The following is a 19,185-nucleotide window of genomic DNA, read 5'->3' on the forward strand; positions in this document are numbered from 1 at the left end:
AATTTGTTTTTAAGGAGGCGTTGATCAAGATGCTTCATCAATTTTCCCGCACGGAGCTGGCGATCGGCCCTGAAGGGCTTGATATTATGAAGGGGAGTACGATCGCCGTTCTCGGCATAGGCGGTGTCGGTTCGATCGCCGCCGAGGCGCTGGCAAGGACCGGAGTCGGCCGTATTATATTGATCGATAAGGATGTCGTCGATATCACAAATATAAACCGGCAAATCCATGCCCTAACGACGACGGTCGGCCAGCCTAAGGCTGATTTGATGCGCGACCGGATCAAGCTGATCAATCCGGATTGCGAAGCAATATCGCTTCGCATGTTCTATACCGAGGAAACGTATGAGAAGCTTTTTGAATACGACCTAGATTATGTGGTTGACGCTTCCGATACGATTTCGTACAAAATCCATCTGATTAAACAATGCCTGGAGCGTAAAATACCGATTATTTCCAGTATGGGCGCTGCCAACAAAATGGATCCGACGAAATTTCAGGTAGCCGACATCTCCAAGACATCGATGGACCCGATTGCCCGAGTCGTCCGTCAGAGGCTCCGCAAGGACGGGATTAAGAAAGGCGTCAAGGTTGTATTCTCCACTGAAGAGCCGCAGAAACCGCGTGAGGATGTCACGCAGCGTATTGTGCCCGAGAATGCACCTGAGATTCGCAAAGCCCAGCAGCCGCCGGCAAGCAACGCTTTTGTGCCGCCGGTTGCAGGCTTAATCATGGTGAGTGTGGTCGTTCGCGATCTGCTGCACAAGGGAGGACAAACCACATGAATGCAGCGCTCGTCAATAAGCTTCGGTTGTCGCTGGATATGAACGTATTAGTGCTGCAGCCTCCTGCTCCCTCCTATCTGGAGGAGCTTGGAGCAGGCATAGAGCAACCCGCCTACGATTCCTCGAAAGCGGGGACGTATGATTTTGTGTTGCTGTTTGCCAAGGACATTGCCAGTTTGGATGAGCATGCGCCGGACGCTCTCGAAGCAGTGAAGAAGGAAGGTCTGCTCTGGATTTGTTATCCGAAAGGGACCTCCAAGATAAGAACCGACCTCAATCGCGACCGAGGCTGGAAGGTGGTTACTACCGAAGGATGGGAAGGTGTCTCTCTGGTTTCTCTTGATGACACATGGTCGGCAATGCGGTTTCGTCCGGTCGGCGGCGTCAAGAGCAGGGTACGGTCGAACCGCACACCGGATCCCAACAAAGCTGCCGGCAGCAGAGCTTCGTCCACTCCGGAGGAGCTCGTCGTACCGGGCGATCTGAGGGCTGCGCTGGCAGAATCGCCTGAGGCGGAAGGTTATTTCACGGGGCTTGCACCGTCACATCGCAAGGAATACATTCGCTGGGTCGAAGAGGCGAAGAGGGATGAGACGCGATCGGCTCGAATATCCGGCGCTGTCGAGAAGCTATTACAGAAACACAAACGTCCTTCGGACAAGTAATAGAACAGAAAGTCAATGAATAAAGAACCGTGGAAGCGAAAGCATGAGATATTGCCGACGTTTCAGCGGTTTTTTGTTTAAATCAACAAAAGTTGCCTTTGACAAACTTTTTTGTAGGTGTACAATGAAATCTAGCGGCAATCATTATACTTTGCATAAACGCAGTGATTAGATAAGCAGACATTGCAAGTTAGCGAGAGGTGAAGAATTATGAGTGATCAGCCTACAACACTCGTGAAAGAAACCGGTTGGCGGAAGGCCAGTAGTAACCCGTCGCTTCCGGAAGTATTCCGTTCAATGAAAATTCCAAAAAACGGCTCCTGGTTTCGAAAATTTCTCGCTTTTGCCGGTCCCGGCTACCTCGTAGCCGTCGGATATATGGATCCCGGTAATTGGGCAACTGATTTGGCAGGCGGATCGATGTTCGGGTACACGCTGCTTTCGGTCATACTGCTGTCGAACTTGATGGCTATTCTGCTGCAGGCGCTTGCCGGCAAGCTTGGGATCGTGACAGGACGCGACTTGGCGCAGGCATGCCGCGATCACTACAGCAAGCCTGTGGCCATGGGACTGTGGGTGCTCTGCGAGCTTGCTATCGCCGCCTGCGATCTGGCTGAGGTTATCGGCTCTGCGATCGCACTGAATTTATTATTCGGCCTTCCTTTGATATACGGCATCATTATTACCGTTGTAGACGTATTGCTTATATTACTTCTGCAAAATAAAGGCTTTCGAAAAATTGAAGCGCTGGTAATAACGCTCATTGTTACGATCGGCGGCTGCTTTTTAATCGAAATATTCTTAACGAAGCCGGAGCTCGGCAGCGTCCTGAGAGGATTCGTTCCAAGCGGTGAAATCATATCGGACCCGAAAATGCTGTACATCGCGATTGGAATTCTAGGCGCAACGGTCATGCCGCATAATTTATATTTGCACTCATCTATTGTACAGACCAGACAGTTTGAACAGACGATTCTAGGAAAGCGGCAAGCGATCAAATATAGCACCTGGGATTCGACGATCGCCTTATTTTTCGCCCTATTCATTAATGCGGCTATTCTTATTATCGCCGCGGCCACGTTCCACACATCAGGTCATACAGATGTTGCGGAAATCCAGGATGCTTACAATCTGTTGACGCCTCTTCTGGGAACCGCCGCTGCCAGCATTTTATTCGGTGTCGCCCTTCTGGCTTCAGGGCAAAATTCTACCTTAACGGGCACGCTCGCAGGTCAAATCGTGATGGAGGGCTTTCTCAATATCCGGCTTCCGGCCTGGCTGCGGCGCCTTGTGACCCGGTTGATCGCCATTATTCCCGCGGTCATTGTCACGGCTCTGTACGGCTCGGAGGGTACCGCGGACCTGCTTATATTGAGCCAGGTGATATTATCGCTGCAGCTGTCGTTCGCCGTTATCCCGCTTGTGAAGTTCACAAGTGACAAGAACAAGATGGGCTCATTCGCAAATCCGCTCTGGATGAAGATTCTTGCATGGACAGTTGCTGTCGTTATCGCAGGTTTGAATATTGTGCTTCTGGTGCAAACCTTCATTTGACGTTCCAATGTAATCGAAACAAAGCCTTAATGAAGCCCCTTCCATACGGATAGGGGCTTTACCGCCCTAAGCGGCGGAGGCCGGCTGGCGAACGTGTGTGCTTGTATGTTATGATGGCTGTATTCTTTATGTATGCTCTGTTTCAAACCACTGACAATAAAGGTAGTGTTGTATAGATGGACTTATTTTCCTATCAGGATTCGGCCGACTCGACAAGGGCGAAGCTGCTCGCCGACCGGATGCGTCCCGAGACGATCGACGATTATATCGGACAATCGCATATTGTCGGACCCGGCAAGCTCCTGCGTCGCGCCATCGAAGCTGACCAGGTGTCTTCGATTCTGTTGTACGGTCCTCCCGGCTGTGGTAAAACAACGCTTGCGCACATTATCTCCAAGCGCACGAAGGGCGAGTTCATCAAGTTGAATGCGGTTGACGCTTCCGTGAAAGATGTTCGCGCCGTCATTGACGAAGCGCGGATAAACAAGTCGATGTACGGCCGTAAAACGATACTGTTTCTCGACGAGGTGCACAGGTTCAATTCCTCAAGGCAGGATGCTTTGCTGCCGGCGGTTGAGCAGGGAGTTATCATTTTCATCGGGGCAACGACTGAAAATCCGTTTCACTATGTGAACGGGGCACTTCTGTCGCGCTCGACGCTGTTCCAGCTCGAAGCGCTTACACGGGAGGATGCTCTGGAAGCGATGAGGCGCGCTCTCTCCGACAAGGAGCGGGGACTGGGTTTTATGGATCTGCAGGTGGACGAAGAAGCGCTCCGCCATATTGCGAATATGGCCGGCGGAGACATCAGAAGAGCTCTCAATGCGCTTGAACTGGCGGCGGTTACTACACCTTCCGCTCCGGACGGTTCGGTGCTGATTACCCTGGAAGTAGCTGAGGAATCGATCCGCAAGCCTACCATCCGTGCGGATGAATCAACGCAGTACGATGTCCTCTCGGCATTTCATAAAAGTGTTCGGGGTTCGAGCGATGCCGCGCTGTTCTGGTTTCTGTACGCGGTAGAGAAGCTTGGAATGGATCCAATGACCTTTATCAGAAGGCTTATTGTCGCCTGCAGCGAGGATATCGGTCTCGCGAATCCTCAGGCGATGGTACAGGCCGTTACTGCAATGGACGCTTATCATAAAATCGGATGGCCGGAAGCGAAGTACAACATTACGCAGGCGATCCTGTTCGCGGTGGAAAGCCCGAAGTCCAATGCGGCGGCAATAGCCATCGGCAATGTGATGGAGGCAATCAATGCCGCAGGCTCGGCGGATGTACCGCTCCATCTCAGGGACGCCCATTACAGCGGCGCCCGGGAACTCGGACATGTAGGCTACAAATATCCGCACGATTACCCTGAACATTATATTAAGCAGCAGTACTTGCCTGACAAAATCCGTAATAAAACATTTTATCAAGCGACCCAGCAGGGGATGGAGGATAAAATTAGGCTGAATCAACAGCGGCGAAACGGCCGGTAAACGCCGTTAGACCTCAAAAACAACAGCAGGAGCCAGCAAAACGTGCATAAAGGGCAACCTTTACCGAATAAACATAACTATAGACTCCAAAATGACCGCTCGTCGGCTCTAGAGAGTTTGACGTAGGATGTCGCATCGACTAATCTTATATTATAAACTTTTTTTATAATTTTAGTGCCCAGAAGGAGGTGCACCTGTCGCTGCATAACGTCGTTCTCAGAAGAACGGCTGCGGCAGACAGGGAATCGTTGAATAGTGACCCGTTACCCATAATTTTGAATGGTATATTGATTTTACTGCTTGTATTTATGAACGGCTTTTTCGTAGCAGCAGAATTTGCGATGGTGAAAGTGAGAAGCAGCCGGATCGATACGCTCGTTCAAGACGGCAACCGCCGCGCGCGTTTCGCTTCCATGCTGACAAACAATCTGGATGCCTATTTGTCAGCGTGTCAGCTCGGTATTACGCTTGCCTCGCTCGGCCTTGGTTGGATAGGTGAACCTGCCATTAAGCATTTAATTGAACCTTGGCTCTTGAGGTTTGGTTCGAATGAAGCGTTCATCTCCACGATTTCATTCATTATCGCATTCTCCATCATTACTCTGCTCCACATCGTGCTCGGCGAACTCGCGCCGAAATCACTCGCCATCCGCAAATCGGAGGCGGTCACGATATGGACAGCGATGCCGCTCATTGTCTTTCGTATAATCATGTATCCGTTTATCTGGTTACTGAACGGCACAGCCAACTGGTTGCTGAAACGAATCGGCATCGAGCCGGCCTCTGAGCATGAATCCGCTCATACAGAGGAAGAGATCCGTATTTTGATGAAAGAAAGCCATAGATCCGGTCTTATTGATAATACGGAATTAACGCTCATGGATAATATCTTCGACTTTGCGGAAACCAATGCAAGAGAGATAATGATTCCACGGACAGAGATGGTTTGCCTGTATGCCAATCTCTCTTTCGAAGAGAACAAAGCGGTCGCGCTGAAGGAAATGCATACGCGCTACCCGGTGTGCGACGGCGATAAGGATAACATTATCGGCTTTGTTCATATTAAGGATATTCTCAAGGTCTCGGGGCAAAGCTTGCCTGACCTTCGCGAGATTACACGTCCGATGACCACCGTACCCGAGTCGATGCAGATCAGCACGCTGCTTAAGCTGATGCAGAAGAAGAAAACGCAAATTGCCATTCTGATTGACGAATACGGCGGCACGTCGGGACTTGTCACTCTTGAGGATATTATGGAGGAAATTGTCGGTGAGATTCAGGACGAATTTGATGAAGAGCGTCCCGATATCGAGCGTAAGGACGAAGACTCCTACTCCATTAACGGCCTTATGTTAATTGAGGAAGTGAACAGTTATTTCGGTCTTGATATCGGCAGCGACGATTACGATACGATCGGCGGATGGATGTATGCCCAGATCGAAATTCCTCCGACTAGGCAGCAAAGGGTGTATGAACGGGGCTTCGAATTCATCATAGAGGAAACCGACCATTTGCGGATTTCCCGGATTACGTTAAGAAAACGGGGAAACGATGAGGAGCAAGTGGAAGAACTGCAAGCGGAAACCGGATAGATTTCAAAGAAAAAAGGTTCGCAGCATTCTTGCAGCGAGCCTTTTTATTTTTTATAAAAGCACCTGTCACGCATTTCCCTCGCGCGCGCGTCAATCGCCATCGGTGCTACGCTTGGCGCACTTGATCGATCGTGCCTCCGCCCAAGCAAACGTCCCCGTCATAGAACACGACAGCTTGACCGGGCGTAATCGCCTTCTGTGATGAATCGAAGACAACCTCAGCTTCAGTTCCGTCTTCGCTTAACGTCAATCTTACACCTTGATCGGGCTGCCGGTAGCGGAATTTCGCCGTGCAGTGCAGAGTTCCCGCAGGCTTATGCGGTGCAATCCAATTCATGCCTGTCGCTCTTAAGCTCTCTGAGTAAAGGCTTGGATGCTTGTCGCCTTGAACGACATAGAGCACATTTTCCTTCAGATCCTTTGCTGCAACGAACCAGGGTTCACCGCTCCCGGAGCCTCCAATGCCCAGTCCCTGACGCTGGCCTAGAGTGTAATACATAAGGCCGTCGTGGCGTCCTTTCGACTCGCCGGTTTCAATATCGACCATGGCGCCGGGCATCGCAGGCAAGTAGCCGCTCAGAAATTCCTTGAAATTACGCTCCCCTATGAAACAAACGCCTGTACTATCCTTCTTCTTCGCTGTAGCAAGTCCGGCCTCCTCCGCAATCCGCCTGACCTCCGGCTTGGGCAGATGTCCGATCGGGAACATCGCTTTGGCCAGTTGGTTTTGCCTGAGTGCGTGAAGAAAGTAGGTCTGATCCTTGTTGCTGTCCACGCCGCGCAGCAGCCTCGTTTCGCCTCCGCCGGTTCTCTCCAGGCGTGCATAGTGGCCGGTGGCAAGGTAATCGGCACCGAGATCTACAGCTTTCTGCAGAAATTCGCCGAATTTGATTTCACGGTTGCACATGACGTCCGGATTAGGCGTACGGCCGCGTCGGTACTCATCGAGGAAATAGGCGAACACCTTTTCCTGGTAAGCTTGCTCGAAATTGACTGTATAATAGGGAATACCGATTTGGTCGCAGACGCGCCTGACATCTTCGGCGTCTTCTTCAGCGGTGCAATGACCGAATTCGTCAGTATCATCCCAGTTTTTCATGAAAATGCCGATAACGTCATAACCTTGCTGCTTAAGGAGCAGTGCCGAAACCGATGAATCGACTCCTCCTGACATTCCGATTACTACGCGAATATCCTTATTGCCCATTTCACCATTCCACCACCTTGGTTTCTGCTGCATTGAATGCCCCGTAGTTATCCTGACAAGGCGTTCGTCGCATAAGTTTCTCTATTGTAGCACAATTCATGCAACTTTTTCATGAAGATGACACGCTTTTTTCACCAAATCGTTGTTCGTTATGTTAACATATATATGTTATGGGAATACCATGATTTAAAGCCGTATTCAAAACTTAAATTTACCATTAGATACATGTTTGCCGGAGAAGAGGTGTCGTGCTTGAAAATATCAACAAAAGGCCGTTACGGTTTGACGATTATGATGGAGCTTGCGGCAAAATTCGGAGAAGGTCCGACGTCACTTAAAAGCATAGCCGAACGCAATCAATTATCGGAGCATTATTTGGAGCAGCTTATCGCACCGCTGAGAAACGCCGGGCTCGTCAAGAGCATTCGGGGAGCTTACGGCGGGTATGTGCTGTCCAAAGAGCCGGAATCCATCACGTCCGGGGATGTTATACGCATACTGGAAGGACCGATTTCACCGGTCGACTTCACCGAGGAAGACGACCCGGCCAAGAGAGATCTGTGGCTGCGTATACGCGACAGCATTGCAGAGGTGCTGGATTCGACAACTCTTGCCGATCTCATAACTTACAAGGACGCGGGAGAACTGGATTCCTATATGTTCTATATTTAAATTGATTCAAGCCCGGTAATGTCATATTACGGACTATGTAAGGATGAAGAAGAGAAATGAGCTCACAATTTTATTTTGATCATGCGGCCTCCTCGCCGCTGCATCCCGAAGCCGCCCGTATGATGATGGATATATACAGCGGACCGGCCGGAAACGCTTCAAGCGTCCACCGGTTCGGGCGGGCCGCGCGGCAGCATTTGAATCGGGCTCGCGATACGGTCTCCGAAGCAATCGGATGTTTGCCTTCCGAGCTTGTATTTACATCAGGGGGTACGGAAAGCGACAATATGGCGATTACCGGCGCTGCCAAAGCATGCCGCAGCAGAGGGAAAAACCATATTATTACCTCGGGGGTCGAACATCACGCCGTCCTTGATACATGCAGGTCCCTAGAACGCGAGGGGTTTCGGCTGACAGTTCTGCCGGTCGACCAATATGGGCGGGTTAATCCAGCCGATGTTGAATCGGCGATCGGGGACGATACGGCGCTAATCAGCATCATGTATGCCAATAACGAGACCGGAACAGTTCAGCCGATCGTTGAAATCGGTGATATTGCCCGTTCCCGCGGGGTGCTCTTTCATGTTGATGCCGTCCAGGCACTGGGTATGCTTCCAATTGATTTACGCACGCTTCCCGTTGATCTCATGAGCTTCTCAGCGCATAAGGTCAATGGACCCCAAGGTGTCGGCGCTTTATATGTAGCCCGGAAGACCCCATTTGATCCGCTGCTTCATGGAGGCTCGCAGGAGCGAAAACGGCGGGCAGGTACAGAAAATGTCGCCGGAATAGCCGGTTTTGCCAAATCGATTGAACTTTCTGTGAATTCAATTGATATCAAGAAACTTTTTCTGGACAAGCTTCGTCTTAAATGGGTAGAGAGTATGCGCGGGATTGTCGGTGAATCATGTCTGGCGATTAACGGACATGATACGCAGTGTGTTCCGCATATTATCAATTTGAGTTTTATTGGCATGGATACGGAGACGCTGCTGATGAATCTCGACATGGAAGGCATTGCCGCTTCCAGCGGCTCGGCATGTACGGCAGGAGCTTTGGAGACTTCTCATGTTTTGCGTGCCATGGGGCTTCCTGAAGAGCGTTTGTCGTCTGCTGTTCGTTTCAGCTTCGGTTTGGGGAATACTTTAGAGGAACTCGAAAATGCGGCGAAAAAAGTTGAAACTTTTCTAAACCGCATTCGTACTAATGCCTAGGAGGACTCCAAACACTGTGATACGACTGCAGCACATGATCGGACTTCCTGTTATTGAAATGAGTGCAGGCAAACATGTAGGACATGTGAAAGACGCCTGGTTTGACGAACATTGGCAGCTGGCTGGAATCGTGCTCGATGCGGGCAGACGATTTCTATCGGCAATGAAAGCGGTCCTTTGGAATGAAGTTCTTATTTGCGGCGAAGATGCCGTTCTTATAATGAACGAGGCGTCCGTCCGCAAGACGGAAGCGGCCGAAGTACAGCGTTCTTTTCATTCCGGTATCATCCGACTGAAAGATTTACCGGTGGTAACATCATACGGTGAACAGTTAGGCCGAGTGTCGGATGTTTATTTTGATGATTTACAGGGTACACAAATAGTAGGCTATGAGCTAACCGACGGTTTTATAGCGGATTTGATGGGAGGCCGTAAATGGCTGCCCGCGCCGCTAGACTCCGATTCAGTCCTGCTCGGGGAAAACGCGATTATCGTTCCGGCCGGCAGCGAATTACTTTTGGAGCCGGTCGCCGCTTCTGATTTGAATATAGGGAGAAATGAACCATGAGATGCCCCAATTGCAATTCGAAAGATATCGGGAAAATCGGATCCCACCAGTATTACTGCTGGGGTTGCTTCATTGAACTAACTGTCAATGGAGAAAAAATGTCCGTCTTTCAAGTTGAAGAAGACGGTACATTAAGCTCGCTCGACGATTTGTTTTTTGAAGATGAAATGCCGCAAGTTCACGCAAACTAGTCGGTATTTGGAAAGACGGCCCTTGCCAAGGGTCGTCTTTTTTTTTGCTTGCCAATTCCTGAGCGCCTGAACGGGGATATGCCGTTTCGGGATGATTTGTCCAACTTGTACATATACTGTTACAAAACATTATATCGGCTGTCAGCATCGTTTTTATTAGAGGTTAAACGGGTTTGAAGGAGGTGCGCACCGTGGAGCGGTTTACGAACAACCGTCTGTTTGCGTGGCTGGTTTATTTGATTCTGGGGCTGATCGCGCTATATCTGCTGCTGCTGATCAAACCGATCATAATCAATGTATACAATTTTCTCAAAGCGGTGCTGGCACCGTTTCTCATCGCAATGATTATAGCTTATGTGCTAAATCCGATCGTGAATCTCCTGAACGAACGGAAGGTGCCACGCACGATGGCCGTGCTGCTCATTTACGCTGTATTCTGTGCTTCGCTGACAGTGGTACTCGTAAATGCGATTCCGATGTTTTTGGAGCAGCTGCAGGAGCTGAATCGTCATATGCCGGATTTCACGATGAAGGCGCAAAGCCTGGTAAACGACCTCAACAATTCGTCGTTTCTGCCCGAGAGCATCCGCGGCGGCGTTAACAATTCGTTATACAAGCTGGAAAAGCAAGCCTCCGATGCGATTTTCAGCTTTGTCAACAACATTGGTGCAATGCTAAACGTCGTGTTTATCGCGTTCATTATCCCTTTTCTGGCGTTCTACATATTAAAAGATTTCGACGTATTTGAGCGTACAGTGCTGACTTATGTGCCCAGACCGCATCGAAAACACGCCATCCGTCTGTTTAAAGATATAGATAATGCGCTTGGCAGCTACATCCGCGGCCAGTTTCTCGTCTGCTTGATTGTGGGCATACTGGCGTATATCGGCTACGTGATAATCGGAATGCCATACCCGCTGCTGCTGGCAAGCGTGGTTGCTGTGACCAATATCATCCCGTATCTGGGACCATTCTTCGGCGCCGCGCCGGCGCTTGTGATGGCATCAACCATCTCACTCAAGATGATGGTGTTGGTCGTGGTTGTCAATACGGCCTGCCAAATCCTTGAAAGCAACGTCGTATCACCGCAGGTAGTGGGCAGAACGCTCCATATGCACCCGCTCTCCATTATATTTGCGCTCCTGGTCGGCGGCGAAATTGCCGGGATGATCGGTATGATTTTGGCGGTTCCGATATTTGCCGCGTTAAAGGTAGTGCTTCAACATATCTTCTCTTATTATGTGAGGCGAAAGACCATTTGACAGCAGACCTGCTGTGTATATATACTAATGACAAATGCGTCAATTCCATGACTATTAAATCGAAGATGAAACTTTAGTAAGCCATAGTCCGCCAACCAGAGAAGGAGTTTCTTCGTAAGCGCATAGCGCTGCGTCGGCTGCGAAAATTCCAAGTGGCGAAGGATGGCCGAAAGCTGGTTTCGGAGAGTGAATGAACTTCACCGGGTGGACCCGTTAGCGTCCGTTCAAGGAGATTGCCGAATGCCGCCGAAAGATCTTTGTTCGGGTGCAAACAGCAATAACCAGGGTGGTACCGCGAATGATTCGTCCCTGTTTTACAGGGGCGTTTTTTTTATTTATTGAAAATGGAGGCGAGAACGTTATGAAAGCTAGTGAAATCCGTTCCAAGTGGCTTGCTTTCTTCGAAAGCAAAGGCCATAAAATCGAACCGAGCGCTTCGCTCGTGCCGCACAACGATCCTTCTCTGCTCTGGATCAACGCAGGAATGGCGCCGCTCAAGTCGTATTTTGACGGCCGGGTTATTCCCGATAATCCGCGTATTGCGAATTCACAAAAGTGCATACGTACCAACGATATCGAAAATGTCGGCAAAACGCGCCGTCACCACACTTTCTTTGAAATGCTCGGCAATTTCTCGATCGGAGATTATTTCAAGGAAGAGGTTATAACATGGGCCTGGGAATTTCTCACAAGCCCGCAGTGGATCGGGTTCGATCCGGAGCGTTTATCGGTTACGGTCTATCCGGAGGATGAGGAAGCATTCCGGTACTGGAATGAGAAAATCGGTCTGCCGGCTGAGCGGATTTACAAGCTGCAGGATAACTTCTGGGATATCGGGGAAGGACCTTGCGGTCCATGTACGGAGATTTTCTACGACCGCGGCGACAAATACGGCGACCTGAGCGATCCGGAATGCTGGCCGGGCGGAGAGAACGAACGATTCCTGGAAGTATGGAACCTTGTGTTTTCGCAATATAATCATAATAAAGATGGCAGCTATACGCCTTTGCCCAATAAAAATATCGATACCGGGGCGGGTCTTGAACGGTTTGCGTCGATCCTGCAGGATGTGGACTCCAACTTCGATACGGATTTGTTTCGCCCGATCATAGACCGGACATGTGAAATTGCCGGTGTGCGCTATCATGCGAGCGAGGAATATGACATTGCGTTGAAAGTTATTGCGGATCATATCCGCACCGTATCGTTTGCCGTTGGCGACGGGGTACTGCCTTCGAATGAAGGCCGCGGCTACGTCATTCGCCGTTTGCTTCGGCGTGCAGTCCGCTATGGTAAATCGCTGGGAGTCGACCGGCCTTTCTTGCACGAGCTGGTTAAGATCGTCGGTGACATCATGGGCGTTTATTACCCGGAAGTAGTCGAGAAACGGGAATTTATCGAGAAGGTGATTCGAACCGAAGAAGAACGCTTTCACGAAACGCTTTCGGAAGGGCTTACGCTGCTTGCAGATATCGTGTCGGCAGCACGTGCTGCGGGACAGGGGGAAATCGGCGGAGAGGACGCGTTCAAACTCTACGATACGTATGGCTTCCCCTTCGACTTAACCGAGGATTATGCGTCTGAGCGCGGGATGACTGTCGACCGCACGGGATTCGACCGGGCAATGGAACAGCAGAGGGACCGTGCCCGGGCCGCAAGGCAGGATACGGGCGGAATGAACGTCCAGGGCGGACCGCTTGCCGATTTCACGGATAAATCCGAGTTTATCGGCTATGAAGCCTTGACTACCGAAGGCGCAGCGGTTGTCGCAATAGTTCTTGAGAATACGCTGGTCGAAGAAGCCGGAGAAGGCAGCCGCGTATTATTGCTGCTGGATCGAACGCCGTTTTACGCCGAAAGCGGTGGACAGATCGGCGACCGCGGTCTAATCGCCGGAACAGACTTTATTCTATCGGTTGAAGATGTGACGAAAGCGCCGCATGGACAACCGGTTCATCATGCCGTGGTAACAAGCGGGATCGTCCGAGTAGGCGACCGCGTTCAAGCAGCCGTAAGCGCTCAAGCCCGGGATGCGGTAATCAAGAATCATACGGCTACACATTTGCTTCACCGCGCACTTAAAGACGTGCTTGGCGAGCATGTCAATCAGGCTGGTTCGCTTGTCGAGGCAGATCGGCTGCGTTTCGATTTCTCGCACTTTGGAAGTATAAGCCCTGAAGAACTTGCCGATATTGAAAGACGTGTCAATGAACAAATTTGGCTTGGCACGCCGCTGCAAATCGATTATAAGTCGCTCGCCGAAGCGAAAACGATGGGAGCGATGGCTCTGTTCGGCGAGAAATACGGCGATATCGTCCGTGTCGTTCGTATCGGAGATTACAGCCTGGAGCTTTGCGGCGGTTGTCATGTTGCCAATACCGCTCAGATCGGCTTGTTCAAGCTTCTGGGCGAGAGCGGCATCGGTTCAGGGGTTCGCCGGATCGAAGCGGTTACCGGCCGCAATGCTTATCTATATATGGAAAGCCAGCTTGACTTGCTCAAGCAGTCAGCCGTGCTTCTCAAGTCCAATGTGAATGATGTGCCAAGACGTATTGAAGCGCTTCACGTCCAGGTAAAGGAGCTTAGCCGCGATAATGAATCGCTTCAGGGCAAGCTGAGCCGTATTGAAGCAGGCTCGCTCGAATCGAAAGCAAAAACCGCAGGAAGCATTACCGTACTGGCGGCCCAAGTTGAGGCGCCTACGATGGAAGCGCTGCGCGGCATTGTCGACGAGCTCAAAACGAAGCTGGGCAGTGCCGTTATCGTTCTCGGCGCGGCTGCGGACGACAAAGTCAACCTGGTGGCGGCCGTGTCGCCGGATCTGGTAAAACAGGGCTTTAATGCCGGGAAAATTATTAAAGAAGCCGCTGCAGCCTGCGGCGGCGGGGGCGGAGGCCGGCCGGATATGGCCCAAGCAGGCGGCAAAGATCCGTCCAAATTGGGCCAGGCTTTGCAAATTGCCGAAGAACTGGTTCTCTCACAGGCAAATGTGATATGATACTGGTATATTACGGCTATTAAGCGGCTTGGAAAGCGAGGTGCTGGCGATGAGTTCCATGGACAACACAATGAAATTCGACGTGAAGGCGGAAGGACCCGAAACTTCTTCGAAAGAAATTTTGCTGACGGTTTACAATGCGCTGCAGGAGAAGGATTACAATCCGATCAACCAGATTGTCGGCTATCTGCTGTCCGGAGATCCCGCATACATTCCGCGGCATAACAACGCAAGAAGCTTAATACGAAGAAAAGAGCGAGACGAGCTTATTGAGGAGCTCGTGCGGTCCTATTTAAGTCAGCACCGTAAATGAACCTTTCTATGGAAATGGGGTAATGAGCCGTATGCGTCTCATGGGATTGGACTATGGCGACCGAAGGATCGGGGTTGCCGTCAGCGACGCATTCGGCTGGACCGCACAAGGTGTCGGTACCGTCGAGAAAAGGCGCGATAATGGCGAGTTTGAGGCCATTGCCAAGCTGGTTAATGAACATGAAGTAAGCGAGATCGTGGTCGGACTACCCAAAAACATGAATGGAACCATCGGTCCGCGTGGCGAAATTTGCATCGAATTCGCACAGGAATTGCAGCAAAAACTAAATGTACCCGTTCACCTTTGGGACGAACGACTGACAACCGTTGCGGCAGAACGAACGCTGCTCGAAGCGGATGTAAGCCGGAAGAAGCGAAAGTTAGTGGTGGACAAAATGGCGGCAGCGCTCATTTTGCAAAATTATCTCGATTCTAAAACGAAAAGGTGAGGGTAACGATGACAAAGGACGACATGCAGTACGAAGAGCCGGAAATCATCTACATTCCGGATGAAGACGGCAACGAAGAAGAGTTCGAGGTTGTCATGAAGTTTGAGGTAGACGGTTCCGATCAGAAATATATGATGGTCGTTCCGCTGAACTCCGAGTCCGAGGGTGAAGATGAAGATGCGGATGAAGTATATGCATTTCGGTACGAGGAAGACGGAGACGATCTGAAGCTGTACACGATCGAGGACGAAGAAGAGTGGAATATGGTTGAAGAAACGTTCAACACGCTCCTTGCAGAAATCGACGATAACGGCAACGATTAGGATTATCCGTGCGGAAGGAGTGCATGGCGTGTCCGATGTGGAGCAAATAACGCTTTTAAAGTCTGTTTACGGTGCCGAAGTCGAGTTGATCGGGGATGCGAGTGGCTCGGAACAATTTCGCATAGTCGCTGAATTCCGTATTGGCGGCAAAGCCTATGCGGGACTGCAATCTGCCGCAATGCGAAAAGAAGACGACGTCGCTTTTTTCCGAATTGTTGAGAATGAAGGCGCCGAACCGGAGCTGGAGTCAATCGACGATGAGGACGAATGGGAGACGGCTGCTGAGGCATTCGACGATTTAATGTTTACCGGGGACGAGCGGCCATAAATGGATTGCCCGCTCGTTTCATGGTTCCCGGTGTACAGACAACGCAATCAATATGGCATGGATGGGGCGGCGCCGACCGCCCTTTTTCCGCGACTCTAATACTTGGAGGATACAACCTTTGGATCGTTCAGAGCAGCATCCAGGTGGCGAAAAGCCGGTGGCCGGCGAAATTCGCCGGACTGGACCGACACGACGCAAAATTACACTATGGGTTATCCTCATTCTGCTTGCCTTTATTTTAATATGTGCAGCCGGAATTGCGTTCTATATATGGAACGGCCTGCGGCCTGCTCCTTCAGGTGAAGCGAAACAAATCGAACTGAAGAATGGAATGTCTCCTTTTCAGTTTGCCGAAGCACTCGAGAAACAGGGGATTATCCGAAATGCATTTATTTTCAAATATTACCTGCGCTATAAGCACGAGGGACCCCGTTTTCAAGCTGGCGTGTATGAGCTGAAGCCCGGTATGGACAAGGATGCTATTATCGCCAACCTCAATGCCGGGGAAACCGTGAAAAGAGAATCAATGCGCTTCACGATCCCGGAAGGCTTTACCGTTGAACAAATCGCCGACACCTTAAGTAAGGCCGGCTATGTGGATCGCACTGCCTTTATCAAGCTTGCTGACACCGATCGTACTTGGGGAGACGCCCAAGCGGTCCGCAGCATTCCCAAGAATGCCAAGCTCCGTCATCGTCTCGAAGGTTATCTGTTCCCTGAAACGTATGAACTGAGCAGGGACAGTAAGCCTGAGGATATCATAATTCGGATGCTTGAGGAACTCGACCGTAAGCTTGACACGCTTCCGGAAAACTGGGAAGAAACGATGGCCGAGCGAAAAATCGATTTTCATCAGCTTTTGACAATTGCATCGCTTATTGAACGGGAAGTGGTGGTTGATGATGAAAGGCCGTTAGTAGCCGGCATCATCTATAACCGGCTCGCTAAGGGCATGCCCCTGCAAATCGATGCAACCGTACAGTACTCGCTTGATAAGCCCAAGGAGAGGCTGTTCGAAGGGGATTTGAAAGTGGACAGTCCATATAATACGTACAAAATCAAAGGTCTTCCGCCAGGGCCGATCGCCTCGCCGAGCCTGAAATCGATCGAAGCGGCTCTCTATCCGGCGAAAACGGATTATTTGTTTTATGTCACGAAAAAGGATGGCAGCCACGAGCATTTGTTTGCCAGGACCCTTCAGGAGCATAACCGCAATATCGCCCAAAGTCTTGAGACTGCAAAGCAAGGAGGTGAAACCGGTGCTAATTAAGCCGGAGCTGCTGACTGGAGCGGCATCAATTAACGAAATGGAACGGCTTATAGAAGCAGGCGCCGATGCGTTCATTATTGGAGAGTCCCGCTACGGCTTGCGTTTATCCGGCGACTTCGATGCGGCGGCTATAGCGCAGGCTGCCGAGCTTGCGCATTCACGGAATGTTCGGGTATATGCGGCCCTTAACAACGTTATGGATAATGATACGGTCAAAACATTGCCCGATTACGTCCGTCAGCTGGCAGATGCCGGCGTTGACGCAATCGTGTTCGGCGATCCTGCGGTCCTGATGACGGTGCGAACAGCCGCCCCGGGAATGAAATTGCATTGGAATGCGGAAATGACGTCGACCAATTATGAAACGGCTAATTATTGGGGACGCCGCGGAGCGACCCGCGTTGTCCTGGCGCGCGAGCTGAATATGGAACAGGTAATCGAAGCGAAAGCTCATACCGCTCTTGAGGTTCAGGTTCAGGTGCATGGATTAACCAATATTTACCACTCCAAAAGGCCGCTTGTGCACAATTATCTGGAGCATCAATCGCAAAGAGAAGATGCCGGCGATTGTTTATCCGATTCATTTCCGCGAGGAAAAATCGAAGATGGCTTATACTTGATCGAAACGGAAAGACCGGACGAAAGGTTCCCGATCTACGAAGATGCCAACGGAACACATATAATGAGTTCCGACGATCTATGCATGATTGAAAATTTGCATGAGCTAATGGAAGCCGGCATCGACAGTTTCAGGATCGAAGGGCTCTTGAAGTCAATCGAATATAATGAGATGGTGGTTCGCAGCTACCGGGCGGCCATTGATGCTTATTTCTCCAATCCGGATGGCTATTCCTTTCAGGAAAAATGGCTTGAGGACATCTCGAAACTTCAGTCCCCGGACCGCGAGCTGTCATACGGCTTTTTCTATAAAGAACAGGTGTATTAATCAGTGCCTTATATAAAATAATACGGGAGGTGACAATCATGACAACCAAAACTTCGCCTCGTTTCACAGGCAAGCGCCATCGGCTGGCCAAACCGGAACTGCTCGCTCCGGCGGGTAACCTCGAGAAGCTAAAGTTTGCCGTACATTACGGTGCGGATGCCGTTTACATCGGCGGACAGAAATACGGCCTCCGTTCAAATGCCGATAACTTCAGCTTTGAAGAGATGAAGGAAGGCGTCGAGTTCGCGAGCCGTTATGGGGCAAAAGTGTTTGTCGCCACGAACATTTATGCGCACAATGAGGATATCGCCGGTCTGGAAGACTATTTGCGCGGGCTGCAGGATGCGGGTATAAGCGCTATTATTGCTGCGGACCCCGTTATTATTGAGACCGCCCAGCGGGTTGCACCAAAGCTTGAGGTTCACTTAAGCACACAGCAATCGACGCTCAATTGGCAGGCGGTTCAATTTTGGAAGGAAGAGGGGCTTCCTCGTGTCGTACTCGCCAGGGAGGCGAGCCTTGAAGAAATTGCGGAGATCAAGTCTCATGTCGATATTGAGATCGAAGCTTTTATTCACGGTGCCATGTGCTCGTCATTCTCGGGCCGCTGTGTCCTATCCAATCATTTCACGGACAGAGACTCCAACCGTGGCGGTTGTTCGCAATCCTGTCGTTGGAAATACGATATCTTTGAAGAAGATGCGGCGATGTTTGCCCCGGAAAGCGACAAGTTTACAATGGGGTCGAAAGATCTGTGTATGCTTGAAAATATTCCGGATTTAATTGAAGCCGGGGTTGACAGCTTCAAAATCGAGGGCAGAATGAAGAGTCTTCATTATGTAGCGACGGTAGTCAATGCGTACCGCCAAGCAATCGATTCCTATATGGCGGATCCGGAGCATTACGAATTGAAACGGGAATGGCTGGAGGAAATTCAGAAAGCCGCGAACCGTCCGCTTAATACCGGCTTCTTCTATGATACGCCCGGTGCGGAGGATCATATATATGAACCGGAGGAGAAACAGGCGCCTTATGATTTTGCCGGCGTAGTGCTGTCATATGACTCGTCCACTGGGCTTGCCGTCATACAACAGCGCAATCATTTCAAGCCCGGTCAGGAGGTCGAGTTTTTCGGCCCGAATGGCACGTTCTTCAATCAGATAGTAGGTCAAATTACGGATGAAAGCGGAACGGAGCTTGATGCCGCGCGTCATCCCCTGCAGTCCATAGTTATGCGAACCGAACAACCGGTGAACCCGATGGATATGATGCGCAAGAGAGTGCGTCACTAATTTATCCTTACGTAGGCCGACGGAACTAGACCTTTTCGAACGAATTTTCGTTCGAAAAGGTTTTTTTTAT

19 protein-coding genes are annotated in these 19,185 nt (G+C 50.5%); 18 read left to right on the top strand and 1 reads right to left on the bottom strand.

Features of this window, described 5'->3' with window-relative positions; all coding sequences use genetic code 11:
- The first annotated feature begins 29 nt into the window (after nt 1–29).
- The 5 genes from KZ483_RS11175 (at nt 30) to KZ483_RS11195 (ending at nt 6,083) form a co-directional block, all read left to right on the top strand.
- A complete protein-coding gene (locus tag KZ483_RS11175) occupies nt 30–785 on the top strand; it encodes a tRNA threonylcarbamoyladenosine dehydratase (RefSeq protein ID WP_220352719.1) in 756 nt (251 codons plus the stop codon).
- The gene (locus tag KZ483_RS11180) at nt 782–1,450 is read left to right on the top strand and encodes a YdeI/OmpD-associated family protein (protein WP_220352720.1); all 669 of its coding nucleotides are present in this window, start codon (nt 782–784) and stop codon (nt 1,448–1,450) included. Before KZ483_RS11175 ends, KZ483_RS11180 begins: the two co-directional genes overlap by 4 nt.
- A 210-nt stretch (nt 1,451–1,660) precedes the next feature.
- Nucleotides 1,661–3,004 (top strand): Nramp family divalent metal transporter, encoded by a 1,344-nt coding sequence (locus tag KZ483_RS11185; protein WP_220352721.1) that lies wholly within the window; start codon nt 1,661–1,663, stop codon nt 3,002–3,004.
- A 176-nt stretch (nt 3,005–3,180) separates the two neighbouring features.
- A complete protein-coding gene (locus tag KZ483_RS11190) occupies nt 3,181–4,491 on the top strand; it encodes a replication-associated recombination protein A (RefSeq protein WP_220352722.1) in 1,311 nt (436 codons plus the stop codon).
- 308 nt (nt 4,492–4,799) lie between these two features.
- A complete protein-coding gene (locus tag KZ483_RS11195) occupies nt 4,800–6,083 on the top strand; it encodes a hemolysin family protein (protein WP_397376196.1) in 1,284 nt (427 codons plus the stop codon).
- 106 nt (nt 6,084–6,189) lie between these two features.
- Here KZ483_RS11195 and mnmA read toward each other — a convergent pair whose 3' ends face one another.
- Entirely contained in the window at nt 6,190–7,323 is a 1,134-nt protein-coding gene (gene mnmA / locus KZ483_RS11200) for a tRNA 2-thiouridine(34) synthase MnmA (protein ID WP_309568662.1), read from the bottom strand.
- A gap of 219 nt (nt 7,324–7,542) precedes the next feature.
- Here mnmA and cymR point away from each other — a divergent pair, with 219 nt between their 5' ends.
- The 13 genes from cymR (at nt 7,543) to KZ483_RS11265 (ending at nt 19,115) form a co-directional block, all read left to right on the top strand.
- Nucleotides 7,543–7,962, top strand: a complete 420-nt coding sequence (cymR, locus tag KZ483_RS11205) for a cysteine metabolism transcriptional regulator CymR (protein ID WP_220352724.1) — start codon at nt 7,543–7,545, stop codon at nt 7,960–7,962.
- A gap of 56 nt (nt 7,963–8,018) precedes the next feature.
- The gene (locus KZ483_RS11210; RefSeq protein ID WP_220352725.1) at nt 8,019–9,176 is read left to right on the top strand and encodes a cysteine desulfurase family protein; all 1,158 of its coding nucleotides are present in this window, start codon (nt 8,019–8,021) and stop codon (nt 9,174–9,176) included.
- 16 nt (nt 9,177–9,192) lie between these two features.
- Nucleotides 9,193–9,744: a PRC-barrel domain-containing protein gene (locus tag KZ483_RS11215; RefSeq protein WP_220352726.1), complete on the top strand. Its 552-nt coding sequence runs from the start codon at nt 9,193–9,195 to the stop codon at nt 9,742–9,744.
- A complete protein-coding gene (locus KZ483_RS11220; protein ID WP_220352727.1) occupies nt 9,741–9,935 on the top strand; it encodes a hypothetical protein in 195 nt (64 codons plus the stop codon). The genes KZ483_RS11215 and KZ483_RS11220 overlap by 4 nt, the downstream gene beginning before the upstream one ends.
- A gap of 191 nt (nt 9,936–10,126) precedes the next feature.
- Complete coding sequence (locus KZ483_RS11225) at nt 10,127–11,197, top strand: AI-2E family transporter (RefSeq protein WP_220352728.1); 1,071 nt, start codon at nt 10,127–10,129, stop codon at nt 11,195–11,197.
- Between the two features lie 361 nt (nt 11,198–11,558).
- Nucleotides 11,559–14,195 carry an alanine--tRNA ligase gene (gene alaS, locus KZ483_RS11230; protein ID WP_220352729.1) on the top strand — a complete coding sequence of 879 codons (2,637 nt, stop codon included), beginning with the start codon at nt 11,559–11,561 and terminating at the stop codon, nt 14,193–14,195.
- A gap of 49 nt (nt 14,196–14,244) precedes the next feature.
- On the top strand, nt 14,245–14,508 hold the full coding sequence (locus KZ483_RS11235) for an IreB family regulatory phosphoprotein (RefSeq protein WP_220352730.1): 264 nt from the start codon (nt 14,245–14,247) through the stop codon (nt 14,506–14,508).
- Between the two features lie 31 nt (nt 14,509–14,539).
- Complete coding sequence (gene ruvX, locus KZ483_RS11240; protein WP_220353387.1) at nt 14,540–14,956, top strand: Holliday junction resolvase RuvX; 417 nt, start codon at nt 14,540–14,542, stop codon at nt 14,954–14,956.
- 8 nt (nt 14,957–14,964) lie between these two features.
- On the top strand, nt 14,965–15,279 hold the full coding sequence (locus KZ483_RS11245) for a DUF1292 domain-containing protein (RefSeq protein WP_220352731.1): 315 nt from the start codon (nt 14,965–14,967) through the stop codon (nt 15,277–15,279).
- The gene (locus KZ483_RS11250; protein ID WP_258881650.1) at nt 15,224–15,607 is read left to right on the top strand and encodes a DUF1292 domain-containing protein; all 384 of its coding nucleotides are present in this window, start codon (nt 15,224–15,226) and stop codon (nt 15,605–15,607) included. Before KZ483_RS11245 ends, KZ483_RS11250 begins: the two co-directional genes overlap by 56 nt.
- A gap of 118 nt (nt 15,608–15,725) precedes the next feature.
- On the top strand, nt 15,726–16,877 hold the full coding sequence (gene mltG / locus KZ483_RS11255) for an endolytic transglycosylase MltG (RefSeq protein WP_258881651.1): 1,152 nt from the start codon (nt 15,726–15,728) through the stop codon (nt 16,875–16,877).
- Nucleotides 16,867–17,823: a peptidase U32 family protein gene (locus KZ483_RS11260; protein ID WP_220352733.1), complete on the top strand. Its 957-nt coding sequence runs from the start codon at nt 16,867–16,869 to the stop codon at nt 17,821–17,823. The genes mltG and KZ483_RS11260 overlap by 11 nt, the downstream gene beginning before the upstream one ends.
- Nucleotides 17,824–17,861: 38 nt before the next feature.
- Nucleotides 17,862–19,115 carry a peptidase U32 family protein gene (locus KZ483_RS11265; protein WP_220352734.1) on the top strand — a complete coding sequence of 418 codons (1,254 nt, stop codon included), beginning with the start codon at nt 17,862–17,864 and terminating at the stop codon, nt 19,113–19,115.
- Nucleotides 19,116–19,185 lie beyond the last annotated feature (70 nt).

It is taken from the genome of Paenibacillus sp. sptzw28, from assembly GCF_019550795.1.
Lineage (GTDB): Bacteria > Bacillota > Bacilli > Paenibacillales > Paenibacillaceae > Paenibacillus_Z.

What these genes read in the sequence shown, in the direction of transcription:
- KZ483_RS11195 (WP_397376196.1), top strand. Translation starts at nt 4,800, where the DNA reads ATGAACGGCTTTTTCGTAGCAGCAGAATTTGCGATGGTGAAAGTGAGA.
- KZ483_RS11220 (WP_220352727.1), top strand. Translation starts at nt 9,741, where the DNA reads ATGAGATGCCCCAATTGCAATTCGAAAGATATCGGGAAAATCGGATCC.
- KZ483_RS11190 (WP_220352722.1), top strand. Translation starts at nt 3,181, where the DNA reads ATGGACTTATTTTCCTATCAGGATTCGGCCGACTCGACAAGGGCGAAG.
- KZ483_RS11210 (WP_220352725.1), top strand. Translation starts at nt 8,019, where the DNA reads ATGAGCTCACAATTTTATTTTGATCATGCGGCCTCCTCGCCGCTGCAT.
- KZ483_RS11185 (WP_220352721.1), top strand. Translation starts at nt 1,661, where the DNA reads ATGAGTGATCAGCCTACAACACTCGTGAAAGAAACCGGTTGGCGGAAG.
- KZ483_RS11245 (WP_220352731.1), top strand. Translation starts at nt 14,965, where the DNA reads ATGACAAAGGACGACATGCAGTACGAAGAGCCGGAAATCATCTACATT.
- ruvX (WP_220353387.1), top strand. Translation starts at nt 14,540, where the DNA reads ATGCGTCTCATGGGATTGGACTATGGCGACCGAAGGATCGGGGTTGCC.
- KZ483_RS11265 (WP_220352734.1), top strand. Translation starts at nt 17,862, where the DNA reads ATGACAACCAAAACTTCGCCTCGTTTCACAGGCAAGCGCCATCGGCTG.
- mnmA (WP_309568662.1), bottom strand. Translation starts at nt 7,323, where the DNA reads ATGCAGCAGAAACCAAGGTGGTGGAATGGTGAAATGGGCAATAAGGAT.
- KZ483_RS11235 (WP_220352730.1), top strand. Translation starts at nt 14,245, where the DNA reads ATGAGTTCCATGGACAACACAATGAAATTCGACGTGAAGGCGGAAGGA.
- KZ483_RS11180 (WP_220352720.1), top strand. Translation starts at nt 782, where the DNA reads ATGAATGCAGCGCTCGTCAATAAGCTTCGGTTGTCGCTGGATATGAAC.
- KZ483_RS11175 (WP_220352719.1), top strand. Translation starts at nt 30, where the DNA reads ATGCTTCATCAATTTTCCCGCACGGAGCTGGCGATCGGCCCTGAAGGG.
- alaS (WP_220352729.1), top strand. Translation starts at nt 11,559, where the DNA reads ATGAAAGCTAGTGAAATCCGTTCCAAGTGGCTTGCTTTCTTCGAAAGC.